General features: G+C 71.8%; 18 protein-coding genes. 3 read left to right on the plus strand and 15 right to left on the minus strand.

The annotated features are described in order from the left end of the window. Positions 1–9 precede the first annotated feature (9 nt). The 7 genes from ACIBZJ_RS07625 to ACIBZJ_RS07655 all read right to left on the minus strand — a co-directional run bounded on the left by ACIBZJ_RS07625 (position 10) and on the right by ACIBZJ_RS07655 (position 8,201). Positions 10–1,164 carry an exonuclease SbcCD subunit D gene (locus tag ACIBZJ_RS07625; protein WP_395926687.1) on the minus strand — a complete coding sequence of 385 codons (1,155 nt, stop codon included), beginning with the start codon at positions 1,162–1,164 and terminating at the stop codon, positions 10–12. Positions 1,165–1,180: 16 nt separating this feature from the next. Continuing rightward, entirely contained in the window at positions 1,181–1,999 is an 819-nt protein-coding gene (locus ACIBZJ_RS07630; protein WP_395926689.1) for an IclR family transcriptional regulator, read from the minus strand. A 42-nt stretch (positions 2,000–2,041) separates the two neighbouring features. Beyond that, on the minus strand, positions 2,042–3,706 hold the full coding sequence (locus ACIBZJ_RS07635; RefSeq protein ID WP_395926691.1) for a thiamine pyrophosphate-binding protein: 1,665 nt from the start codon (positions 3,704–3,706) through the stop codon (positions 2,042–2,044). Positions 3,707–3,941: 235 nt separating this feature from the next. Then, positions 3,942–5,153 carry an EAL domain-containing protein gene (locus ACIBZJ_RS07640; protein ID WP_395926693.1) on the minus strand — a complete coding sequence of 404 codons (1,212 nt, stop codon included), beginning with the start codon at positions 5,151–5,153 and terminating at the stop codon, positions 3,942–3,944. Beyond that, positions 5,150–5,944: an SAM-dependent methyltransferase gene (locus ACIBZJ_RS07645; RefSeq protein ID WP_395926695.1), complete on the minus strand. Its 795-nt coding sequence runs from the start codon at positions 5,942–5,944 to the stop codon at positions 5,150–5,152. Before ACIBZJ_RS07645 ends, ACIBZJ_RS07640 begins: the two co-directional genes overlap by 4 nt. A 109-nt stretch (positions 5,945–6,053) precedes the next feature. After that, positions 6,054–7,046, minus strand: coding sequence for a hypothetical protein (locus ACIBZJ_RS07650; RefSeq protein WP_395926697.1), 993 nt, complete (start codon positions 7,044–7,046; stop codon positions 6,054–6,056). 225 nt (positions 7,047–7,271) lie between these two features. Continuing rightward, positions 7,272–8,201 carry a LysR family transcriptional regulator gene (locus ACIBZJ_RS07655; protein WP_395926699.1) on the minus strand — a complete coding sequence of 310 codons (930 nt, stop codon included), beginning with the start codon at positions 8,199–8,201 and terminating at the stop codon, positions 7,272–7,274. 71 nt (positions 8,202–8,272) lie between these two features. Between ACIBZJ_RS07655 and ACIBZJ_RS07660 the strand changes: the two genes are divergently transcribed. The 3 genes from ACIBZJ_RS07660 to ACIBZJ_RS07670 are packed head-to-tail and all read left to right on the plus strand — an operon-like array spanning position 8,273 to position 11,647. Continuing rightward, on the plus strand, positions 8,273–8,977 hold the full coding sequence (locus ACIBZJ_RS07660; protein ID WP_395926701.1) for a succinate dehydrogenase cytochrome b subunit: 705 nt from the start codon (positions 8,273–8,275) through the stop codon (positions 8,975–8,977). 1 nt (position 8,978) lies between these two features. Next, entirely contained in the window at positions 8,979–10,910 is a 1,932-nt protein-coding gene (locus ACIBZJ_RS07665) for a fumarate reductase/succinate dehydrogenase flavoprotein subunit (RefSeq protein ID WP_395926703.1), read from the plus strand. After that, positions 10,907–11,647 (plus strand): succinate dehydrogenase/fumarate reductase iron-sulfur subunit, encoded by a 741-nt coding sequence (locus ACIBZJ_RS07670; protein WP_395926705.1) that lies wholly within the window; start codon positions 10,907–10,909, stop codon positions 11,645–11,647. The genes ACIBZJ_RS07665 and ACIBZJ_RS07670 overlap by 4 nt, the downstream gene beginning before the upstream one ends. Here ACIBZJ_RS07670 and ACIBZJ_RS07675 read toward each other — a convergent pair. The 8 genes from ACIBZJ_RS07675 to ACIBZJ_RS07710 form a co-directional block, all read right to left on the minus strand. Further along, on the minus strand, positions 11,644–12,390 hold the full coding sequence (locus ACIBZJ_RS07675) for a class II aldolase/adducin family protein (protein WP_395926707.1): 747 nt from the start codon (positions 12,388–12,390) through the stop codon (positions 11,644–11,646). The genes ACIBZJ_RS07670 and ACIBZJ_RS07675 overlap by 4 nt on opposite strands. Next, positions 12,387–13,511: an aromatic ring-hydroxylating dioxygenase subunit alpha gene (locus tag ACIBZJ_RS07680; RefSeq protein ID WP_395926709.1), complete on the minus strand. Its 1,125-nt coding sequence runs from the start codon at positions 13,509–13,511 to the stop codon at positions 12,387–12,389. Before ACIBZJ_RS07680 ends, ACIBZJ_RS07675 begins: the two co-directional genes overlap by 4 nt. A 76-nt stretch (positions 13,512–13,587) precedes the next feature. Further along, positions 13,588–14,409: a sugar phosphate isomerase/epimerase gene (locus ACIBZJ_RS07685; protein ID WP_395926711.1), complete on the minus strand. Its 822-nt coding sequence runs from the start codon at positions 14,407–14,409 to the stop codon at positions 13,588–13,590. After that, positions 14,406–15,323: an NAD(P)-dependent oxidoreductase gene (locus tag ACIBZJ_RS07690; protein ID WP_395926713.1), complete on the minus strand. Its 918-nt coding sequence runs from the start codon at positions 15,321–15,323 to the stop codon at positions 14,406–14,408. The genes ACIBZJ_RS07685 and ACIBZJ_RS07690 overlap by 4 nt, the downstream gene beginning before the upstream one ends. Further along, a complete protein-coding gene (locus tag ACIBZJ_RS07695; RefSeq protein WP_395926715.1) occupies positions 15,320–16,339 on the minus strand; it encodes an ABC transporter ATP-binding protein in 1,020 nt (339 codons plus the stop codon). The genes ACIBZJ_RS07690 and ACIBZJ_RS07695 overlap by 4 nt, the downstream gene beginning before the upstream one ends. Continuing rightward, positions 16,336–17,121: an ABC transporter permease gene (locus ACIBZJ_RS07700; protein WP_395926718.1), complete on the minus strand. Its 786-nt coding sequence runs from the start codon at positions 17,119–17,121 to the stop codon at positions 16,336–16,338. Before ACIBZJ_RS07700 ends, ACIBZJ_RS07695 begins: the two co-directional genes overlap by 4 nt. Next, positions 17,114–17,932 carry an ABC transporter permease gene (locus tag ACIBZJ_RS07705; RefSeq protein ID WP_395926720.1) on the minus strand — a complete coding sequence of 273 codons (819 nt, stop codon included), beginning with the start codon at positions 17,930–17,932 and terminating at the stop codon, positions 17,114–17,116. The genes ACIBZJ_RS07700 and ACIBZJ_RS07705 overlap by 8 nt, the downstream gene beginning before the upstream one ends. Next, positions 17,929–19,041 (minus strand): extracellular solute-binding protein, encoded by a 1,113-nt coding sequence (locus ACIBZJ_RS07710; RefSeq protein WP_395926723.1) that lies wholly within the window; start codon positions 19,039–19,041, stop codon positions 17,929–17,931. Before ACIBZJ_RS07710 ends, ACIBZJ_RS07705 begins: the two co-directional genes overlap by 4 nt. Positions 19,042–19,079: the final 38 nt, after the last annotated feature.

Below are 19,079 nucleotides of genomic sequence, written 5' to 3' on the forward strand. Positions count from 1 at the left end.
TCGTCCTCCTCAGCTGGTGACGTCGTCGTGCAGGCGGGTGAAGAGCTTCTGGACGCGATCGTCGACGATCTGACGCTCACCGCAGAACTCGGCGAAGAGTTCGCCGGGCGTCGTGTGGTCCCGGGTCCGGCTGGGGCGGGTGGCCGGCGTCTCGGCGCGGAACTCGGGGTCGATCTGCACCTCGAGCGCGCCGGGCAGCAGGGCCTGGACTTCTTCGCGCAGGCCGGCCCGGGCCGGCTCGCGGACGAAGACCCGCAGGTAGTCGTCCTGGTACTCGGCCGCGCGGTCGCCGAGTTCGGCCACCGTGCCGTGGAGCGTCTTGAGCTTCCTCGCGCTGGTGAGCGGGAGATCGGTCACCCGGGCCGGCGTCGACGGGGTGGCCTCGACCAGGCAGACCGACGCGGTGTTGTCTTGCTCGCCGAAGTCGACCGCGATCGGCGCCCCGGAGTACACGACCGGGCAGGCCGCAGGCAGCGTCTGGCGCCGGTGCAGGTGCCCGAGCGCGACGTAGTGCGCGTCGGCCGGGAACGCGCCGGCCGGGACGTGGTACTCGAAAATGGACTGGGCGGCACGCTCGCCGCCGCCCAGCGCGCCGCCGGTGACCGTGAGATGCGCGGTGACGAGGTTGACCGCGTCGTCGGCGAACCCCGCGGTGAGCGTAGTGACCAGGTCGCGGATCAACTGGTCGTAGCCGGCGCTGTTCTCGGCCGGCGTCTTCGTGACGAGCTCGGCGGCCCGAATCGCGTGCCGCTGCGACAGGAAAGGCAGTGCCGCGACCCGGACCGGCTCGCCGGTGTGCGGGGCGGTGAACTCCACGACGCCGCCGCTGTCGGCGGTGCGCACGCTGCCGACCAGCGTGATGCCGGCGATGTTCATCAGCGGGCGGTACGCGTCGAAGGTGCGGGGGTGGTCGTGGTTGCCGGCGATCGCGACGACCTCGGCGCCGGTCTTCCGCAACGCCATCAGGGCCTGGACGACGAGTTCCTGCGCCTCGGCCGACGGGGCCGCGGAGTCGTAGAGATCGCCCGCCACCAGCACCGCGTCGACCTCGTGAGTGCGGGCCAGCGAGACCACCTCGCGGAGCACGGCACGCTGCTCGTCGAGGCGGTTACGGCCCTTGAGGACCTTGCCCACATGCCAGTCCGACGTGTGCAGGAATTTCACGCCACTAGACGCTAGCTCACTCCTGTGACAAGAGCCGCCCGCTTCCGCTCGTCCCGTTCCGGCGGGGCACGCGCAGGGTGCCGTTGGCGGTGTCCGTGCTCAGTTCGCGCGACAACGCCCGGGCGGCGGTACGGACGGCCGGGGCCAGGCGTTCCAGGTCGAGGTGCTGCGCCCAGCCGGTGATCGAGATCGCGGCGATCACGCACCGGCGGTGGTCGAACACCGGCGCCGCCACCGCCGACACGCCGACCTCGGCCTCCTCGCGGTTGACGCCGTAGCCCCGCTCGAGCGCCCGCGCCAGATCCTGCCGCAGCAGCCCCGGCATGACGATCGTCCGCGGGGTGAGCCGGGGCAGCCCCGCCTCCACGACCTCCCGCAGCCGCTCGGGCGACCCGTACGCGAGGAACACCTTCCCGGTCGCCGTGCAGTGCGCCGGGAGCCGCCCGCCGACCCGCGAGACGATCGGCGTCGACCGCCGCCCGCTCACCTTCTCGAGGAACAGCGTGTCGTTGCCGTCCGGCACCGCGAGGTGGATGTTCTCGTGCGTGGCCTCGTACAGGTCTTCCAGGTACGGCAGCGCCGCCTCGCGCAGCTCCCGGTGCCGCGGAACCCGTTGCCCGAGCACGAACAGGCTCATCCCGAGCCGGTAGCCCCGGGCGGTGCGCTCCAGCCCGCCCCACGTCACCAGCTCGGCGAGCAGCCGGTACGCGGTCGGTTTCGGCAGGCCGGTGCGCTCGGCCAGCTGGGACAGCGTCAGGTCGACGTCGCTGGCGGCGAACGCGTCGAGCAGCCGCAGCCCACGCGCGAGCACCGACTTCGGAACGACGTCGTCCATCCGCTGATCGTGGCGTCCCGCGCCGGTCCACAGCAACGAGCGTTAGCCGGAACGCCCCCCGTGTGCGGTAACCGGCACTTCCACGAGCAACGGGTCGGCCCGGTCGCCCGCACCGGCCACCACCGCGCGCAGTTCCGCCGCGGACGAGACCCGGGTCGACGCCAGGCCGAACAGGCGCGCGCCCGCCTGCCAGTCGAGCCCCGGGAAGTCCGTTCCGAGATAGCGGCCCAACGCCGCCGAGCGGCTCTTCGTCCCGTCGAGCGTCTCCTTCAGCGTCCGGTACTCGCCGTTGTTCACCACGACGAACGTGACCGGGACGCGATACCGGACGGCACTCCACAGCCCCTGGAGCCCGAACATCGTGCAGCCGTCGCCCAGCACCGCGACCACCGGCCGCGAAGGGTCACCGAGCCGGGTACCGATCGCCGCGCCGACGCCCCAGCCCAGGCCGCCGCCGACCGTGTGGACGTACGAACCCGGCCGGTCCGGCCGCAGCACCGTCCGCAGCACCAGCCCGGCGGTGATGGCCTCCTCGACCACCACCGCGTCCGCGGGCAACCCGGCCGCCACCGCGTGCATCGCCGCCACCGGATCCAGCGGCACCGGCCCGTACCGCCGGAGCGCGTCGGCCTCCGCCGCGTCCCGCGACGCCGCCGTCCGCCGCGAGATCCGTTCCGCCCGCCCCGCCGCCCCTGCTGACCCGGGGCCGTCGGCGAGGGCCGTGGCCACCCCCGCGGCCAGGGCCCGGAGCGTCGGTCCCAGCGGACCGGCCAGCCCGGCCTCCACCGGGAAGTTCCGGCCGATCTCGGCCGGGTCCGGGTCGATCTGCACCACCACCGCCCCCTCCGGAATCGCCGGTCCGGGCGTGTAGTGGTGCGGCATGAACGCGTGACACCCGACGATCACCACGACGTCGTGCGCCTCCAGCGCCGACCGGATCGCCGAGTGCCGCGGCGGCAGCATCCCGAGGTGCAGGGGATGCGACGCCGGAAAATCCACCCCGTCGTACATCGGCTGCGACCACACCGGCGCCCCCAGCCGCTCGGCCAGCGTCACCAGGTCCGGCACGCAGCCGTCCCGCCCCACCCCGTCCCCGGCCACGATCACCGGCGAATCCGCGCCGGTCAGCAGCCGCACCGCGTCCGTGATCTCGGAGGGCGGACCGGCCGGCGAGACCCGCGACACCCCCGGAACCGGCAGCGAGTCCGAATCCGACGACAGCACGTCCATCGGCACCGACACGAACACCGGCCCGGCCGGTACCTGCCGGGCCAGCGCGAACGCCCGCCGCAGCAGCACCGGCAGGTCGTAGGCCTGGTGCACCTCCACCGCCGACTTCGCCACCGGCGACGCGATCCCCACCAGATCGCCGGACAGCATCGGGTCCGCCAGCAGGTGCCGGCGATCCTGCTGGCCGGCCAGCACGACGATCGGCGTCCGCGAGCGACTCGCGTTCAACAGCCCGATCAGCCCGTTCGCCAGCCCGGCGGCCACGTGCAGGTTCACGAACGCCGTCCGCCCGGTGGCGCGTGCGTAGCCGTCGGCCATCGCGACGACGGACGCCTCCTGCAGCCCCAGGACGTAGGACAGGTCCGGGGCCTCGACCAGCGCGTCCAGGAACGGCAACTCGGTCGTCCCGGGGTTCCCGAACACGTGCCGGACGCCCTCGCTCCGCAGGATCTCCAGCAACGCGTCCACCGGCTTCACGGCAGTCCCCTCACGGCCGGACCCGGCTACCGCGTGCCGGCGGCCGGACCCGGCTACCGCCGACTGCCGGCCCGGCCCCGGTGGCGATCGCGATGCGCGCAGACGAAGGCATGCCGCGCAGCCTCGGCCCTCGCGACGACGGAGGACAAGCGCCGTTTTTCGCTGAGTGAAACCCCTCTCGCTCAGTGAAACCACGCCCTGGTGACCAGCGCGCATCGCGGCCTGCGGCCCGAGGTCAGAAACGCACCACCGGCACCGGCCGGCCGTAGTGCCAGCCCTGCGCCCGGCTGATCCCCAGCCGCCGGGCCAGCGAGGCCTCGGCCGCGCTCTCGATGCCCTCCACAGTCGTGACCAGCTCCAGACGCCCGGCCAGCGACGTGACCAGGTCCAGCACGTCGGTGCCGGCCTGCGCGCCGCGGAACGGCAGTAACCGCACCGGGTCGAGCAGTGCCGCGGCCAGCTTGAGCCCGTGCACCGGCAGGCTGGGCAGCATCGCCAGCCGGGACATGCCGGTGCCGAAGTCGTCGAGCGTCAGCCGGACGCCGAGCGACGCCAGCCCGTGCAGAACCGGCAGATCGACGTCGGCCAGCGTGGCGTCCTCAGCGATCTCCACGTGCAGCGACTCCGGCGGGAGACCCGACCGCGAGAGCACCTCGCCCACCTCGTCGACGATCCCCGGCGCGCGGAGTTCCGCGGCGGACAGGTTGACGCCGACGAACAGTGGCCGTCCGGCCACGGCCGGCCAGCCGACGGCGGCGCGGCAGGCGGCCTCCCGGACGCGGGTGCCGAGCGCGGAGAACACCGCGTCGTCCGCGGCCGGCAGGAACGCGCCCGGCGTGAGCGTGCCCTTCGCCGGGTGCTCCCAGCGGGCCAGCGCCTCGAAGCCCACCAGTTGCTCGTCGTCGAGCGAGACGATCGGCTGGAAGTACGGCACGACCTCGCCGCGCTCCACGGCCGCGGCCAGCTCCCGGCGCATGGGGGAGTCGGCACCCCGTTCGGCCCGGCGGCGCGCGACCAGATCGGAGCTGCGGATCGCGTCCTGCTGCGCGAGCGTCCGGTCGTGCGCGGCCCGGGCGAACCCGACGCCGACGCCGGCCAGCAGCCCGGACAGGCGGCTGCGGACCCCGGGATCGGCCTGGTCGAGCTCCAGGTCGGCGCCGAGACGTTCGCCGAGCAGCATCAGCGTCCGGCCGAGCGCGTCCGGCGTCGCGAAGCCGATCTGCACCACGGCCGACCCGACCTCCCGTCCGGCACCGTCGGCCGGGGCACCACCGGCCAGGGCCGAGGCCGCCACCTCGGTCAGCACCCGGAGCCGTTCCGCGATCACGGTCCGGTCGTCGGGCACCCAGCTCGTGCCGATCAGGTGGCGCGCCCACTCCCAGGCGAACACCGCCACGTTGACCGCGTCCGCGCTCGGTGCGGCCGATCGGCGCGGGACCGCCGTCACGCCTTCCACCCGACCGCGCCGTAATTGCCGCACCAGGACGGATCGGCGTCGGCCTCGTCCGGCCAGTCCGGCCGCCAGCTCACCACCCAGGCCAGGCCCGGCTCGGCCAGGCTCCAGCCGTCGAGGAGGCCCTCGATCGCGTCGCGGCTCCGCGGCCGGCTCGGGTTCGCGCTCTCCCGGTAGATCTCCATCAGCCGTTTCGCCTTCTCCGGCTGGTCGTCGAGCGAACCGTGCCCGAGCACCAGCGCGCTGCCGGCCGGGAGCGCGTCCCGGAACGAGGTCGCGACCGCGCGCGCCTCCTCGTCCGACTGGACGAAGTGGAGCACCGCGACCATCAGCAGCCCGATCGGCTGCGAGAAATCGAGCAGCGCCCTGGTCACCGGGTGTTCGAGCGTGTTCGCGGCGCGGCGGATGTCGGCCTCCACGATCCCGGCCCGGTCGACGTCGGCCAGGATGGCCTCGCTGTGCGCGACGGCCACCGGATCCAGGTCGACGTAGACGACGGTCGCGTCGGGGACGATCTCGTGCACGTTGCCCGCGGTCGGGATGCCGGACCCGAGGTCGAGGAACTGCCGGATCCCCTTGCTGTGCAGGTACCGCACGCCGCGGTGCAGGAACGCGCGGTTGGCCTGGGCGATCAGCTGACCGTCGGGGAAGACCTCCAGCACCCGTCGCGCGAGCTCCCGGTCGGAGGCGAAGTTGTGCGAACCCCCGAGGTAGTAGTCGTACATGCGAGCTGCTGACGGCTGATCCGGATCAACCGTGTCCGAGGTCCAGTCCGGACTCTCCACGCGTGCACTCCAGGGTCGTGGGTACGTGGCCCGATCCTAAGTACACACTCGTGCCGACGCGTTCCCTACCGGTAAGCAGAGCGACGGTTTCTCAGAGTTTCGCAACCGGTCACACGCGGAACTCGAAGTACCCGAGCGGGGTCATCGAATACCTCGCCAGGTCCTGCTCGGAGAGGCCGTCGCCGGCCCGCGCGTCGGGTCCGATCGAGTCCGCGAACCGGGCCGGCAGCAACACCACGGTGTAGCGCAGCCGGATCCCGGCGAAGCCCGGATAGCCGATCTGGTTCTGCGGCACGTAGACGCACTCACCGGCCGAACGGATCGCCGGCCGCGGGTAGTAGCGCCCGTTGCCCGGGTGGTGCTGGTCGGTCGAGTCGACGGTCGCCGGATCGGCCCGCTCGAGGATCTGCACGGTCAGGCCGGCCGGAATCGCACCGGACAACTGCGCGGCGATCTCCAGCCGCGGCGGATCGGTCCGCTGCAGGTGGTACGCGGCCGCGGTCAGCGCCACCGGCTTCGCGCCCGGTAAGGCGGTCAGCCGGGCCCGGGACCCCTGCGCCGGCGTGAGGCACGGCCCATCGGCGACCGGCCGCGCCGGAGCGGGGTCGCGCTCCGCGAGCGCGCGCACCCCGTCGGCGAGCGCCACGACCGCCAGCACCCCGGTCACCGCGTACAGCACCCGCGGCCAGAGGCCGATCGGCAGCCACCGGTTCGTCGGCGCTCCGCGTTCTTTTCCTACGCCGCCCGGCGCACCACCGCCGGTGGCTTCCGGTGCCCCCGCGGTCGGAAGTTCCTCCGGAAGAGCCGGCGCCGGTACCGGGGGAGTGCGGGGGGTCCGGGGCGGCTGGACGCGGTGCCAGGCCTGGCGGGCGTCGGACACCTGAGCGGGGGCGTAGGCGCCGACGACCTTCGTGAGCGCGTCCAGGCTGACCCGGCGGCGTCCCATCCGCAGTTCGTTGACCGTGGTCTTCGACAGACCAGTCTCCGCCGCCACGGCCCGCACGTTGGTCCGGGCCTCCATCAACGAGCGGACGTAACCCCGCAGGTCGTCCTCGGTGCGTACCGAAGCCGGCGTCGGCCGGTCGTCAGGCGGTTCACTCATCCCGGCCGTCCCCCCACCTCTGTCCTGTCCCGCCGCCGGGGTATTCGCCCTCGGGACGGACCAGAAAGATCACGTCGTCCGAAAAAGGATCTTCCCTGGGATCTGTCACCTGGTGAGGGTGTTCTCAGACGGTTGCCGGGAGGATAACGGGGCCGGAAGCCGGCGTTCCGGCGGTAGATCGTGATGGAGGGGGCACTGGATCGATCTACCGTCGGAACGCCCGACTCACGCCTCGGGCAGCCGGGTCCCGGGCGGCAGCGTGTTGGTCGCCGCGGCCCTGGCCAAAAAGTCGAGCATGTGCCGGCCGAGCGCGCGGGCGGCCCGCGGTGGCTCCAGGTCGCGGCGGCGGGCGAGCAGCACGGTGCGGGCCAGTCCGGGCGCGCTGAACGGCGTCACCCGGAAACGGTCGTACCCGACGGTGCTCGGGACCACGGCGACGCCCAGCCCGGCCCGGACGAACTGCAGCACGGCGTCCAGTTCGCCGCCCTCGATCGCGAACGTCGCCTCGAAACCGGCGGCCCGGCAGGCGTCCACCACGGTTTCCCGGAGGTCGTAGCCGTCCCGGAACATGACCAGCGGGAGCCCCTCCAGGCCGGCCACCGTCATCTCGGGGGCGTCGAGCAACGGCGGGCCGTCCGGCGGCGAGACGACGACGAGGTCCTCGGTGACCAGCGGCACGATCTGCAGCGGGTCGTCGTCGCCGAGCCGGGCGTCGATGACCAGCGCGAGGTCGAGCGCGCCCTCGGTCAGCGCTCGTTGCAGGTCGCGGGAGCCGCTCTCGTGCAGGATCAGTTCGATGCCCGGGTGCTCGGCCCGGAACGCGCCGAGCATCGCCGGCAGCAGGCCGGTGCAGAGGCTCGGAGTCGCGCCGAGGCGGACCCGTCCGCGGCCCAGCACCGCGACCTCCAGCACCGCCCGCCGGGCCGTCTCGGTGTCGGCCAGGATGCGGCGGGCGATCGGGAGCAACGCCTCACCGGCGTCGGTCAGTGTGAGATTTCCCCTCGCGCGCTGGAAGAGCGATGCTCCGAGATCGCGTTCGAGCGCCTTGATCTGCTGCGACAGCGAGGGCTGGGCAACCCCCACCTGAGCGGCGGCGCGGGTGAAATGTCGTAGGTCGGCGACCGCGACGAAGTACGCCAGTTGCTGCAACTGCATAGCGAAACACTATCGCCGTCCAAGAAAACTCGTCTTGGACCTCTCGCCGAACCCGGCTTACGTTCCGAGACGTGGCGACCGACGTACAAAGCCGACCCCGGAGCAGCACGTTCGTGCTCTGGGATTCGTCCATCGGTAAGAAGACCGTGATGGCGGTCACCGGACTGATCATGCTGGCGTTCCTGCTGGTGCACATGCTCGGCAACCTGAAGATCTTCTTCGGTCCGCACGAGTTCGACTCCTACGCGGGCTGGTTGCGCACGATCGGCTCGCCGGTGCTGCACCACAGCTGGTTCCTCTGGATCCAGCGCGTGGTGCTGCTGGTCGCGGTGGTGCTCCACGTCACCGCGGCGGCCCAGCTCTCCCGGCGTGACCTGAAGGCGCGGCCGACGAAATACGTGCACGGCCAGCGACGGCAGGCCACGTTCGCGACCCGGACCATGCGCTGGGGCGGCGTGATCCTGGCGCTGTTCATCGTCTGGCACATCCTCGACCTCACGGTCGGCGTCGCGAACCCCTCGTTCGAGGAGGGGCACCCGTACCACAACGTCGTGGCGGACTTCCAGGTCTGGTGGATCAACGTGATCTACCTGGTCGCGATGGTGATGGTTGGCCTGCACATCAACCACGGCTTTCGCAGCGCGGCCCGGACGCTCGGCATCGCCCGTCCGGCCCGGACGGCGGCGATCCGGGTGACCGGGATCGTCCTGGCGCTGGCGATCACGATCGGCTTCTCCGCGCTGCCGATCGGCGTCATGACGGGATTGGTGAGCTGACATGCTCGAGTACACGGTGGGTTCTGACATCTCGGACACGGCGGCACCGGCCGGGCCGATCGAGAACCGGTGGGAAACCCGCAAGCGGGAAGCCAAGCTGGTCAACCCGGCGAACCGGCGCAAGCACCGGGTGATCGTCGTGGGAACCGGCCTGGCCGGGGGCGCCGCCGGGGCGACGCTCGCCGAGCAGGGCTACCACGTCGTCCAGTTCTGCTTCCAGGACTCGCCGCGGCGCGCGCACTCGGTGGCCGCGCAGGGCGGGATCAACGCCGCGAAGAACTACCGCAACGACGGCGACTCGGTCTACCGGCTGTTCTACGACACGGTGAAGGGCGGCGACTTCCGCGCCCGGGAGTCCAACGTCTACCGGCTGGCCGAGGTCTCGGTGCAGATCATCGACCAGTGCGTGGCCCAGGGCGTCCCGTTCGCCCGGGAGTACGGCGGCCTGCTCGACAACCGCTCGTTCGGGGGCGTCCAGGTGTCGCGGACGTTCTACGCCCGCGGGCAGACCGGCCAGCAACTGCTGCTCGGCGCGTACCAGGCGCTGTCCCGCCAGATCGACGCCGGGAACGTCGAACTGCACGCGCGGACCGAGATGCTCGACCTGATCGTGATCGACGGCAAAGCCAGGGGGATCGTCGCCAGGGACCTGGTCACCGGCGAGGTGCGGACCCACCTGGCCGACGCGGTCGTACTGGCGTCCGGCGGCTACGGCAACGTCTTCTACCTCTCGACGAACGCCAAGGGTTCCAACGCGACCGCGATCTGGCGGGCCCACAAGCGCGGCGCCTACCTGGCCAACCCCTGCTTCACCCAGATCCACCCGACCTGCATCCCGCGCTCCGGCGAACACCAGTCGAAGCTGACGCTGATGAGCGAGTCGCTGCGCAACGACGGCCGGATCTGGGTGCCCGCGCAGCGCGGTGACTCCCGGCCGCCGGCGTCGATCCCGGAGAGCGAGCGCGACTACTACCTGGAGCGGATCTACCCCAGCTTCGGCAACCTCGTCCCGCGGGACATCGCGTCCCGGCAGGCCAAGAACGTCTGCGACGAGGGGCGCGGGGTCGGACCGGGCGGGCTGGGCGTCTACCTGGACTTCGCCGAGGCCATCGGCCGCATGGGCCGGCCCTCGGTCGAGGAGAAGTACGGGAACCTCTTCGACATGTACGCCCAGATCACCGCGGAGAACCCGTACGAGACGCCGATGCGGATCTACCCGGCGATCCACTACACGATGGGCGGGCTCTGGGTCGACTACGACCTGCAGAGCACGATCCCCGGGCTGTTCGTGATCGGCGAGGCGAACTTCTCCGACCACGGCGCCAACCGGCTCGGGGCGTCCGCGCTGATGCAGGGGCTGGCCGACGGCTACTTCGTCCTGCCGGCGACGCTGTCGCACTACCTGGCCGGTGGGGGATTTGCCCCGATCGCCGCGGACGACCCGGCGGTCCGGTCGGCGGAGTCCTCGGTGGCCGCACGCCTCGAGACCCTGCTCTCGATCGACGGTTCGCGGACCGTGGACTCGTTCCACCGCGAGCTCGGGACGCTGCTCTGGGACCACTGCGGGATGGCCCGCAACGCGTCCGGGCTGCAGAAGGCCCTCGACCGGATCCCGGAGCTGCGCGAGGAGTTCTGGAACGACGTGAAGGTGCCCGGCACCGGGCAGCAGCTCAACCAGTCGCTGGAGAAGGCCAACCGGGTCGCGGACTTCCTCGAGTTCGGCGAGCTGATGGCCCTGGACGCGCTGGTCCGCACCGAGTCCTGCGGTGGCCACTTCCGGGAGGAGAGCCAGACGCCCGAGGGCGAGGCGCTCCGGGACGACGAGCACTTCACGAACGTCTCGGCCTGGGAGTACGGCGAGGCGGGGCCGGTGCTCCACCGCGAGGCGCTTTCGTTCGACTACGTCCACCCCACGCAACGGAGTTACGCGTGAACATCACCGTCCGAGTCTGGCGCCAGTCGGGTCCCGACGACGCCGGCTCCCTGGTCTCCTACGACGTGCCGGACGTCAGCCCGGACATGTCGTTCCTGGAAATGCTCGATGTCCTCAACGAGCGGCTGATCCTCGACGGCGAGGAGCCGATCGCGTTCGACCACGACTGCCGCGAGGGTATCTGCGGTTCCTGCGGCGTGGTCATCAACGGGCAGGCGCACGGCCCGCAGCGGACGACGTCCTGCCAGCTGCACATGCGTTCGTTCTCCGACGGCGACACGATCGACGTCGAGCCGTGGCGCTCGCGCGGGTTCCCGGTGATCAAGGACCTGGTCGTCGACCGGTCGTCGTTCGACCGGATCATCCAGTCGGGCGGGTTCATCACCGCCCCGACCGGAGCGGCCCCGGACGCGCACGCCACCCCGGTGCCGAAGCCCGACGCCGACCTGGCGTTCGAGAACGCGACCTGCATCGGCTGCGGCGCCTGCGTGGCCGCCTGCCCGAACGGGTCCGCGATGCTGTTCACGTCGGCGAAGATCGCGCACCTCAACGCGTTGCCGCAGGGTCAGCCGGAGCGGGAGTCGCGCGTGCTCGAGATGGTCTCGACGATGGACGACGAGGGCTTCGGCGGCTGCACGAACACCGGCGAGTGCGTGAACTCGTGCCCGAAGGGGATTCCGTTCGCGAGCATCGTGAACATGAACAAGGAGTACCTGCGGGCGCTCCGCAAGCGCTAAGTGGCCAGGTCGGGGGCGATACGGTCGGCCAGCCGTCGCATCGCCCCCCAGGCGAGGGCGTTCGCCTGGTCGTCGACGAAGTCGCCCGCCACGTCGGGGTCGCCCGCCAGCTGACGCGCGGCCAGCTCGCAGATCTCCGGCGGAGGCGTCACCAGCGGCACGCCGGCCGACTGGGCCTCGATCTGGATCTCGCAGGCCCGTTCCAGGTAGTACATCCGCAGGAACGCCTGCCCCGCGGTCTCGCCGACCGTCAGCAGCCCGTGGTTGCGCAGGATCAACGCGGGGTGCGGCCCGAGGTCGGCGACCAGCCGCTCCTGCTCGGCCAGGCTGAGTGCGACACCCTCGTACGCGTGGTAGCCGACCCGGCCGTAGAACTCCATCGACATCTGGTTGAGCGGGAGCAGCCCGTCGCGCTGAGCCGCGACTGCGCAGCCGGCTTTCGTGTGGGTGTGCAGCACGCAGTGCGCGTCGGGGCGCGCTTTGTGGACGGCACTGTGGATCACGAATCCGGCCGGGTTGACGGGGTGCTCGACCGGTTCGACCGGCTTCCCCTCCAGGTCGATCTTGACCAGGCTGGACGCGGTGATCTCGCCGAACAGCAGCCCGTACGGGTTGATCAGGAAGTGGTGTTCCGGCCCGGGCAGCCGGAGCGAGATGTGCGTGAAGATCAGATCGGTCATCCGGAAGTGGTCGACGAGCCGGTAGACGGCGGCCAGCTCGCAGCGAAGGTCCCATTCGGTCATCGGTGCCCCTCCATCGCGGATGCCACCAGAGTCTGGAACCGGGCGGTGATCTGGTCCCACGAGGGCAGCAGATGGTTGCGGTCCGCCGCCGGCGACCGGCGACCCCGCTGCAGGCGTTCCAGGATCGGCACGTCCTGGTCGTTGACCTCGAACAGCACCGTCGACAGCGCTTTTCGGGCGTCGCTGAACTCGGGCCCGGCGGCCGACCGATCCACGAAGATCGCCATGTGTTCGACGGTACGTTCCGGAGTTACCGGCTCGAAGGCGATCACCTGGAACCAGTCCGCCTCCAGGAACAGCAGCGCGTTGGGGAAGAGGCAGAAGATGTCCTGCCGGTCGCGTAGGGCGGCCGGGACGTCGCCGAAGGCCGGCAGCGGCGTCTCGGTCTTCGACGCCTTGCCCGCGGCTCCGCGCGGGTAGCAGCCGCCGAGGATGTCCTCGGCGAGCACCACGTCGTCGATGTCCAGCGCGGCCGCGGCCGGGCCGACCTGAGGGTGGACGAACGGCAGGTGGTAGAAGTCGAGGAAGTTCTCGACGACCAGCTTCCAGTTCGCGGCGATCTCGTACCGGTCCTCGGCGGCCAGGTGCAGACGGTCCAGATCGACGGGTGCCCAGCGCTGCCGCAGCGGCGCCAGCGTCTCGTCGAGCGGTCGGACCGGTTCACCCAGGGCGACCAGCACCATCCCGGCCCACTCGGCGTGGGTCACCGGGATCAGCCCGAGTGCGTCCTTGGTCGCGTCGTCGGGAGCGGACCCCTTGCGGCGATCCCAGTACGGGGTGCCGCAGAGTCCGCCGTCCAGGTCGTAGGTCCAGTAGTGGTACGGGCAGCGCAGCCGCTTCCGGGTGCTCGGCTCCTCGGAGAGGACCATCCCGCGGTGCCGGCAGATGTTGTGGAACACGTGGATCTGCCCGGCCGGGTCACGGGTGATCAACAGGGGCCGTCCGGCCACGGTCACCGGGCGGGAGCTGCCGGGCTCCGCCACCCAGTGGGTGTACCCGGCCCAGACCCAGCGGTTCTCGAAGATCGCCGACTGCTCGGCGGCGAACACCGCCGGATCGGTGTAGGCGTCCGCGGGCAAGAGGCTCACACCGGGCTCGCGGCCGGCCAGCGGTCCAGTCATACCAGCACCTCGCTACGCTCGGCGCCGCCATGACCGGCGGCAGACTGTGCTAGCCGGACCTCGCGCAGGCGCTCGGTCATTGGTGTCTCCGCTCGAAGAGTTCTTCGGCCCAGGACTTCAGCAGCAGGGCATCCGCCCAACGGTCGCTGATCTGCTCGCCGTCCGGTCCGGTGATCGCGTACGGCACGGTGCCGAGCTCGCAGCAGAACATCAGGTCGTCGCCGGCGAACGCCCGCATACCGGCCGCCCACCAGGCGCGGAACCGGTCGGCTGCCGCGCGGTGCTGCCCGAACGCGGGGGAGACCTGGACCTGGCCGCGGGTGGCGATCCGTCCCTGCAGCGAGCCCGCGCGTTCCAGCACCCGGCCGAGGAGAGCGTCCACCCGGTCGTCGGGGGAGTCGGGGAGCTCGTTGCCGACGACGTAGTGCGAGAGGTCGGCGGCCAGGGTGAGCCCCGGGAGCGCCTCGAGGAGTGCCACGGTGAAGCCCAGGTCGTTGGTGACCGTGTAGCGGTGGGTCTCGAGCTGGAACGCAACGCCCGCGTTCCCGGCCCGCTCCAGCCAGCCGCCGACGACGCCGGCGGCCGCGCTCACCTCGCCGGGGAACACCTGCCCGCAACCGACCACGAGCTCGGCGCCGATCGTGTCGGCGTACCGCAGGGCGGCGTCCAGATCGGCGTCGTTCTTCAGGAAGCAGAACACCGCGCTGCGCAGGTGACCGAGCAACGGGGCCAGGTCGGTGGCGGCGGGCGCCTCGCGGGCGCCCAGGTCGACCGCGAGACCGGCGAATCCGGCCGCGGCGATCCGCTCGACGCGCTCGGGAAGGGTCCAGGGGACCGGTGAGCGCCAGGGGAGGTCTTCCATCGCCCACAGCGACTGGAACACCGAGAGCGTGGTCACGGCCGTCCCACGACGCGCTCGGGGACCCGCCCGGCCAGCACGTCGGCGACGGCCCGGCCGGCCCAGACGTACGGGCGGATCGCGGCCTCGTCGGAGTACCAGGCCGCGTGCGGGCTCAGCAGCGTGCGCGGGAACGTGCGTACCGGGTCGTCCGGGGGCGGTGGTTCGATCGGCAGGACGTCCAGTGCGGCTCCGGCGATCCGGCCGGACCGCAGCGCTTCGCCGAGCGCCGCGGTGTCGAGCACGCTGCCCCGCGCGACGTTCACCACGAACGCTCCCGGCCGCAGCAGCCCGATGGAGGCCGCGTCCAGCACGGGTGCGGCCCCCGGCCGCTGCGGCACGTGCAGAGTCACCACCTCGGCCTCGGCGAGCAGCGACGCGAGGTCTGTCCCACCGCTCCCGGATGCGCCGCCGTAGGTGATCACGCGCATGCCCAAGGCGGACGCGCGAGTCGCCACGGCCCGGCCGATCGCACCGAAGCCGACGACCCCGAGCACGGTACCGGCGACCCGGCGCGGTGCCACCTCGACGACGTCCCACCGCCCGGCGCGGACCGCGTCGTTCAGCGGCACCACCCCGCGCAGCAGGCTGAGAACCAGCGCGATCGTGTGCTCGGCGACCTCGTCGGTGCAGTATCCGGCCGCCGACGTGACCCAGGCGCCGCGGGCGGTGACCTCGTCCACCGGAACGTGATCGGTGCCGGCCGAGGTCGCCGCCACGATCTTCAGATCCGGCAACGCGTCCAGCTGCGCCACCGTGACCGGGGTCTCCGGCCCGACGAGCAACGCGACGACCCCGGCGCCGGTCAGCAGATCGACGCCGGCCCGGACGACGTCCACCGGCAACGGACCCAGGCCTCGGCGGACGTGGTCGATCGATCCGAACGGGTCGGCGATCAGTACCCGCGAAATCATGCGTCCGCGAGCGCGCGCAGCGCGCCGCCGCGGTGCCGGACACCGATGACGTCACCCACCTCGGGCCGTACCGCGAGCTCACCCGGCACCGCACTCACCACCAGAGCGGTGTCCCCGGCGCGAACCGTCAGCCGGAGCCGGGAGCCTTGGTACACCACGTCGGTGACCCGCGCCTCGACCGCGCCGGGCTGATCCGCCGCGGTCAGCTCCAGGTCCTCCGGCCGCAGCACCGTGGTGCTCCCGGTGCCCTCCGCGGGCACCCCGAACAGCGCCGTCCGCCCGTCCACCACGGGCAGCAGATTCGCCTCGCCGAGGAACTGCGCGACGAACCGGGTCGCCGGGCGACGGTACACGTCCTCCGGCGAACCGACCTGCACGATCCGCCCGTCCTGCAGGATCGCCACCAGGTCGGACATCGACAGCGCCTCGACCTGGTCGTGCGTGACCGCCACCGTCGTCGTACCGGTCTCCCGCTGGATCCGCTTGAGCTCCAGCTGCATCGCCTCCCGCAACTGCTTGTCGAGGGCGGCGAGCGGTTCGTCCAGCAACAGCAGGCTCGGCGCGAACACCAGCGCCCGGGCCAGCGCGATCCGCTGCTGCTGACCACCGGAGAGCGACCGCACCGGCCGATCGGCGACGTCGGGCAGCTGCACCAGCTCCAGCGCCGCGGCCACCTTCGCGCGGCGCGCGGAACGGTCCAGCTTCCGGGCGATCAGCGGGAACTCGACGTTCCGGCCGACCGACAGGTGCGGGAACAGGGCGTAGTTCTGGAAGACCACGCCGATGTCCCGGCGGTGCGGCGGGACGCCGGCCAGCGACCGGCCCCCGATGAGCACGTCACCCGACGACGCCGACGCGAATCCGGCGAGCACGTTGAGCGTCGTGGTCTTGCCGCTGCCGCTGGGCCCGAGCAGCGTGGCGAAGCACCCGGGAGGCACGGTGAGGCTCACCTCGTCGAGGATCTGCGCCCCGCCCAGGTGCACGGTCAACTTGTCGCACACCACGTCGACGCTCACCGCTGCCGCCTCCTCGTCACGAGCATGCTGAGCCCCAGCAAGACCACGGCCAACCCGATGACCAGCGCGCTGATCGCCGCGATCGCCGGTGACGCGCTCTGGGAAGCGTCCAGCCAGATCCGCGTGGGCAGCGTCTCCTGCCCCGGCGGCGACAAGTAGTAGGCCAGCACCGACTCGTCGAAGCAGAGCCCGAACGCGAGCACGGCCGAGCCCAGCACACTCCGGGCCACCAGCGGAAGCTCCACCCGCAGCAGCACGGACGGCCAGCGGTGGCCGAGACTGGACGCGGCCCGCGACAGCGCCGGATCGACCCCGGCCAGCCCTGCCGCCACCGACAGGTACACGATCGGCGTCGCCAGGACGCTCTGCCCGACCAGCAGCGTGCCCAGCCCGGCCCGTCCCCCGAGGTCGTCGACCGCCAGATACAGACCGAGGGCCAGGACCAGTTGCGGAACCACCAGCGGGGCCAGCAGCAGCGTCCGCAGCGCCCGCCCGCCCCGCCGGAGGCGACGCAGCGCGAACGCCGCACAGGTACCGGCCACGGTGGCGAGCGCGGCGGCACCGGCGGCGATGCGGGCGGACAACCCCAGCGCATCCCGCCACCCCGGATCGTTCAGCACCTCGCTGAACCACCGCGACGACCACTCCTGCGGCGGGAACACCAGGAACGAATCCGCGCTGAACGCGACCGGCAGGATCACCGCGAGTGGCGCCAGCAGGAACAGCGCGATCACCAGGCCCAGCCCCACCGTCACCCGCGACGTCCACCGCAGCTCAGTCACGGTTCACCGCCGAGTCCCAGGAGCGGCCGATGCCGAGGAACCGGTCGGCCAGCAGGTAGAGCCCGAGCGTCGCCACCAGCAGCAGGACGCCCATCGCGGCGGCGCCGCCGAGGTCCTGCAGCCGCCCGAACTGGGTGCCGATCACGATCGCGACAACCTGTCCGCCCGGGCCGCCGAGGAACGCCGGGGTGACGTAGAACCCGATCGACAGCACGAACACGATCACCGCGCCGGCCACGATCCCGGGCCGGATCGCGGGCAGCACCACCGAGCGGATCGTCTGCCACTCCCCGGCGCCGAGGCTCCGCGCGGCGCGCACCTGGGCGGGGTCCAGAGCACGGAGGTCGGCGTAGACCGGCAGCACCAGGTACGGCAGCAGGATGTGGATCATCGCCGGGATCAGGCCCGGAGTGGTCTGGTAGAGGTCGAGCGGGTGGCCGGCCAGCACGTCCAGCGCACCGGACGGCTGCAGCGTCAGCACCCAGCCGAACGTCCGGACGAGCAGCGACACCCAGAACGTCAGGAACAGCACGCCGAACAGCACCGCGGCCAGTTTCGGTGAGGCCGCGGCCAGCGCGACCGCGTACACCCCGCCGACGAGCACCGACCCGATCGTGACCAGCAACGAGAGCCACAGCGTCCGGGGCGCGGCGGCGAGGAACGTCTCGCTGGAGAACGGCCGGGTGACCATGCCGACCGGTCCGTCCGCCGCCACCCCGGCCGCGACGACCGCCAGCAAGGGGCCGACCAGCCCGATCGCGAGCAGCGCCAGCGGCGGGAGCAGCAGCCACCGGCCGCCGGCAGATTTCACTTGCCTACCCAGGCGAAGAACTTCGTGACGTAGTCACCGTCCTGCCTGGCCAGCGACGGGACGTCGACCGAGAGCTGCTTGGCCACGTTGTCGGGGGCGCTCGGCTGCTTCGCGAGTTCCGCCGGGCTGAGCAGGTCGAGCGCCGCGGACACGGTGGGGCCCAGGTAGAGGCTCTTGGCCACCGCGGCCTGCGCCTCCGGTGTCGACAGGTAGTCGATCAGCGCGTTCGCCGCGTCGGCGTTCGGAGCCTGCTGGGTCAGCGCGAAGCCGCCCCACGGGTAGAGGATCGCGTCCTGGTACGTCCAGTCGATCGGCTTGCCGCTGTCTTTGAGCTGGATCATCCGGCTGTTCGCGGTCGCGATCATCGACGCGCTGCCCTGGGCCATGTACTGCTGCCCCTGGGCGTACGAGTCGTAGAAAATGATGTCCTTCTTGATCGTGTTCAGCTTCGCGATCGCCCGGTCGAGGTCGAGCGGGTACATCGTGTCCTTGCTGACACCGTCGGCGAGCAGCGCGATCTCCGCGGTCCCGGCGTAGATCGACTTCGGGAACGCCCGCTTGCCGGGGAACTTCTTGGTGTCGAAGAAGTCGGCCCAGCCGCTGGGCGCCGCGCCCAGCTTCGTCGACCAGCCGAGCACGACGCTGTACGCGTAGCTGCCCGCGGCGTAGTCCTGATAGGCCTTGTCGACCAGGTCGCACCGGCGGACCCAGTCGGCGAGCTTGCCGGGCGGCGTCTTGCCCTCGATCAGCGCGGCGATCGAATAGCCGTCGAAGTCGATCATGTCCCACGCCGGGTTCGGCTTCGCCACCATCTCGGTGAACTTGCCGTAGTCCCAGGCCGCCTGGGTGACCCGGGCGCCGGAGAGCTTCGTGAACGGATCGAACTCGAGCTTCTGCCGGACGTCGTAGGTCTCGCCGCCGAAGCCGGCCACGATCACCTGGCGGCTACGCAGGTCCGGCCACTTGGCGTCGACGCCGGAGGGCGCGGCGGACGGCGTCGCGGCGGTGTCGTCGTCGCCTCCGCAGGCGGCCAGCACCGAGGGGAGCAGAGCCGCCCCACCGGCGGCCAGCGACAGTCGAGTCAGGAATTGGCGGCGAGACGTGGACAACGGGACCTCCGCGAGAGCACATCAGCCGCCATCATTGT

Source organism: Cryptosporangium sp. NPDC051539 (genome assembly GCF_044454545.1).
Lineage (GTDB): Bacteria > Actinomycetota > Actinomycetes > Mycobacteriales > Cryptosporangiaceae > Cryptosporangium.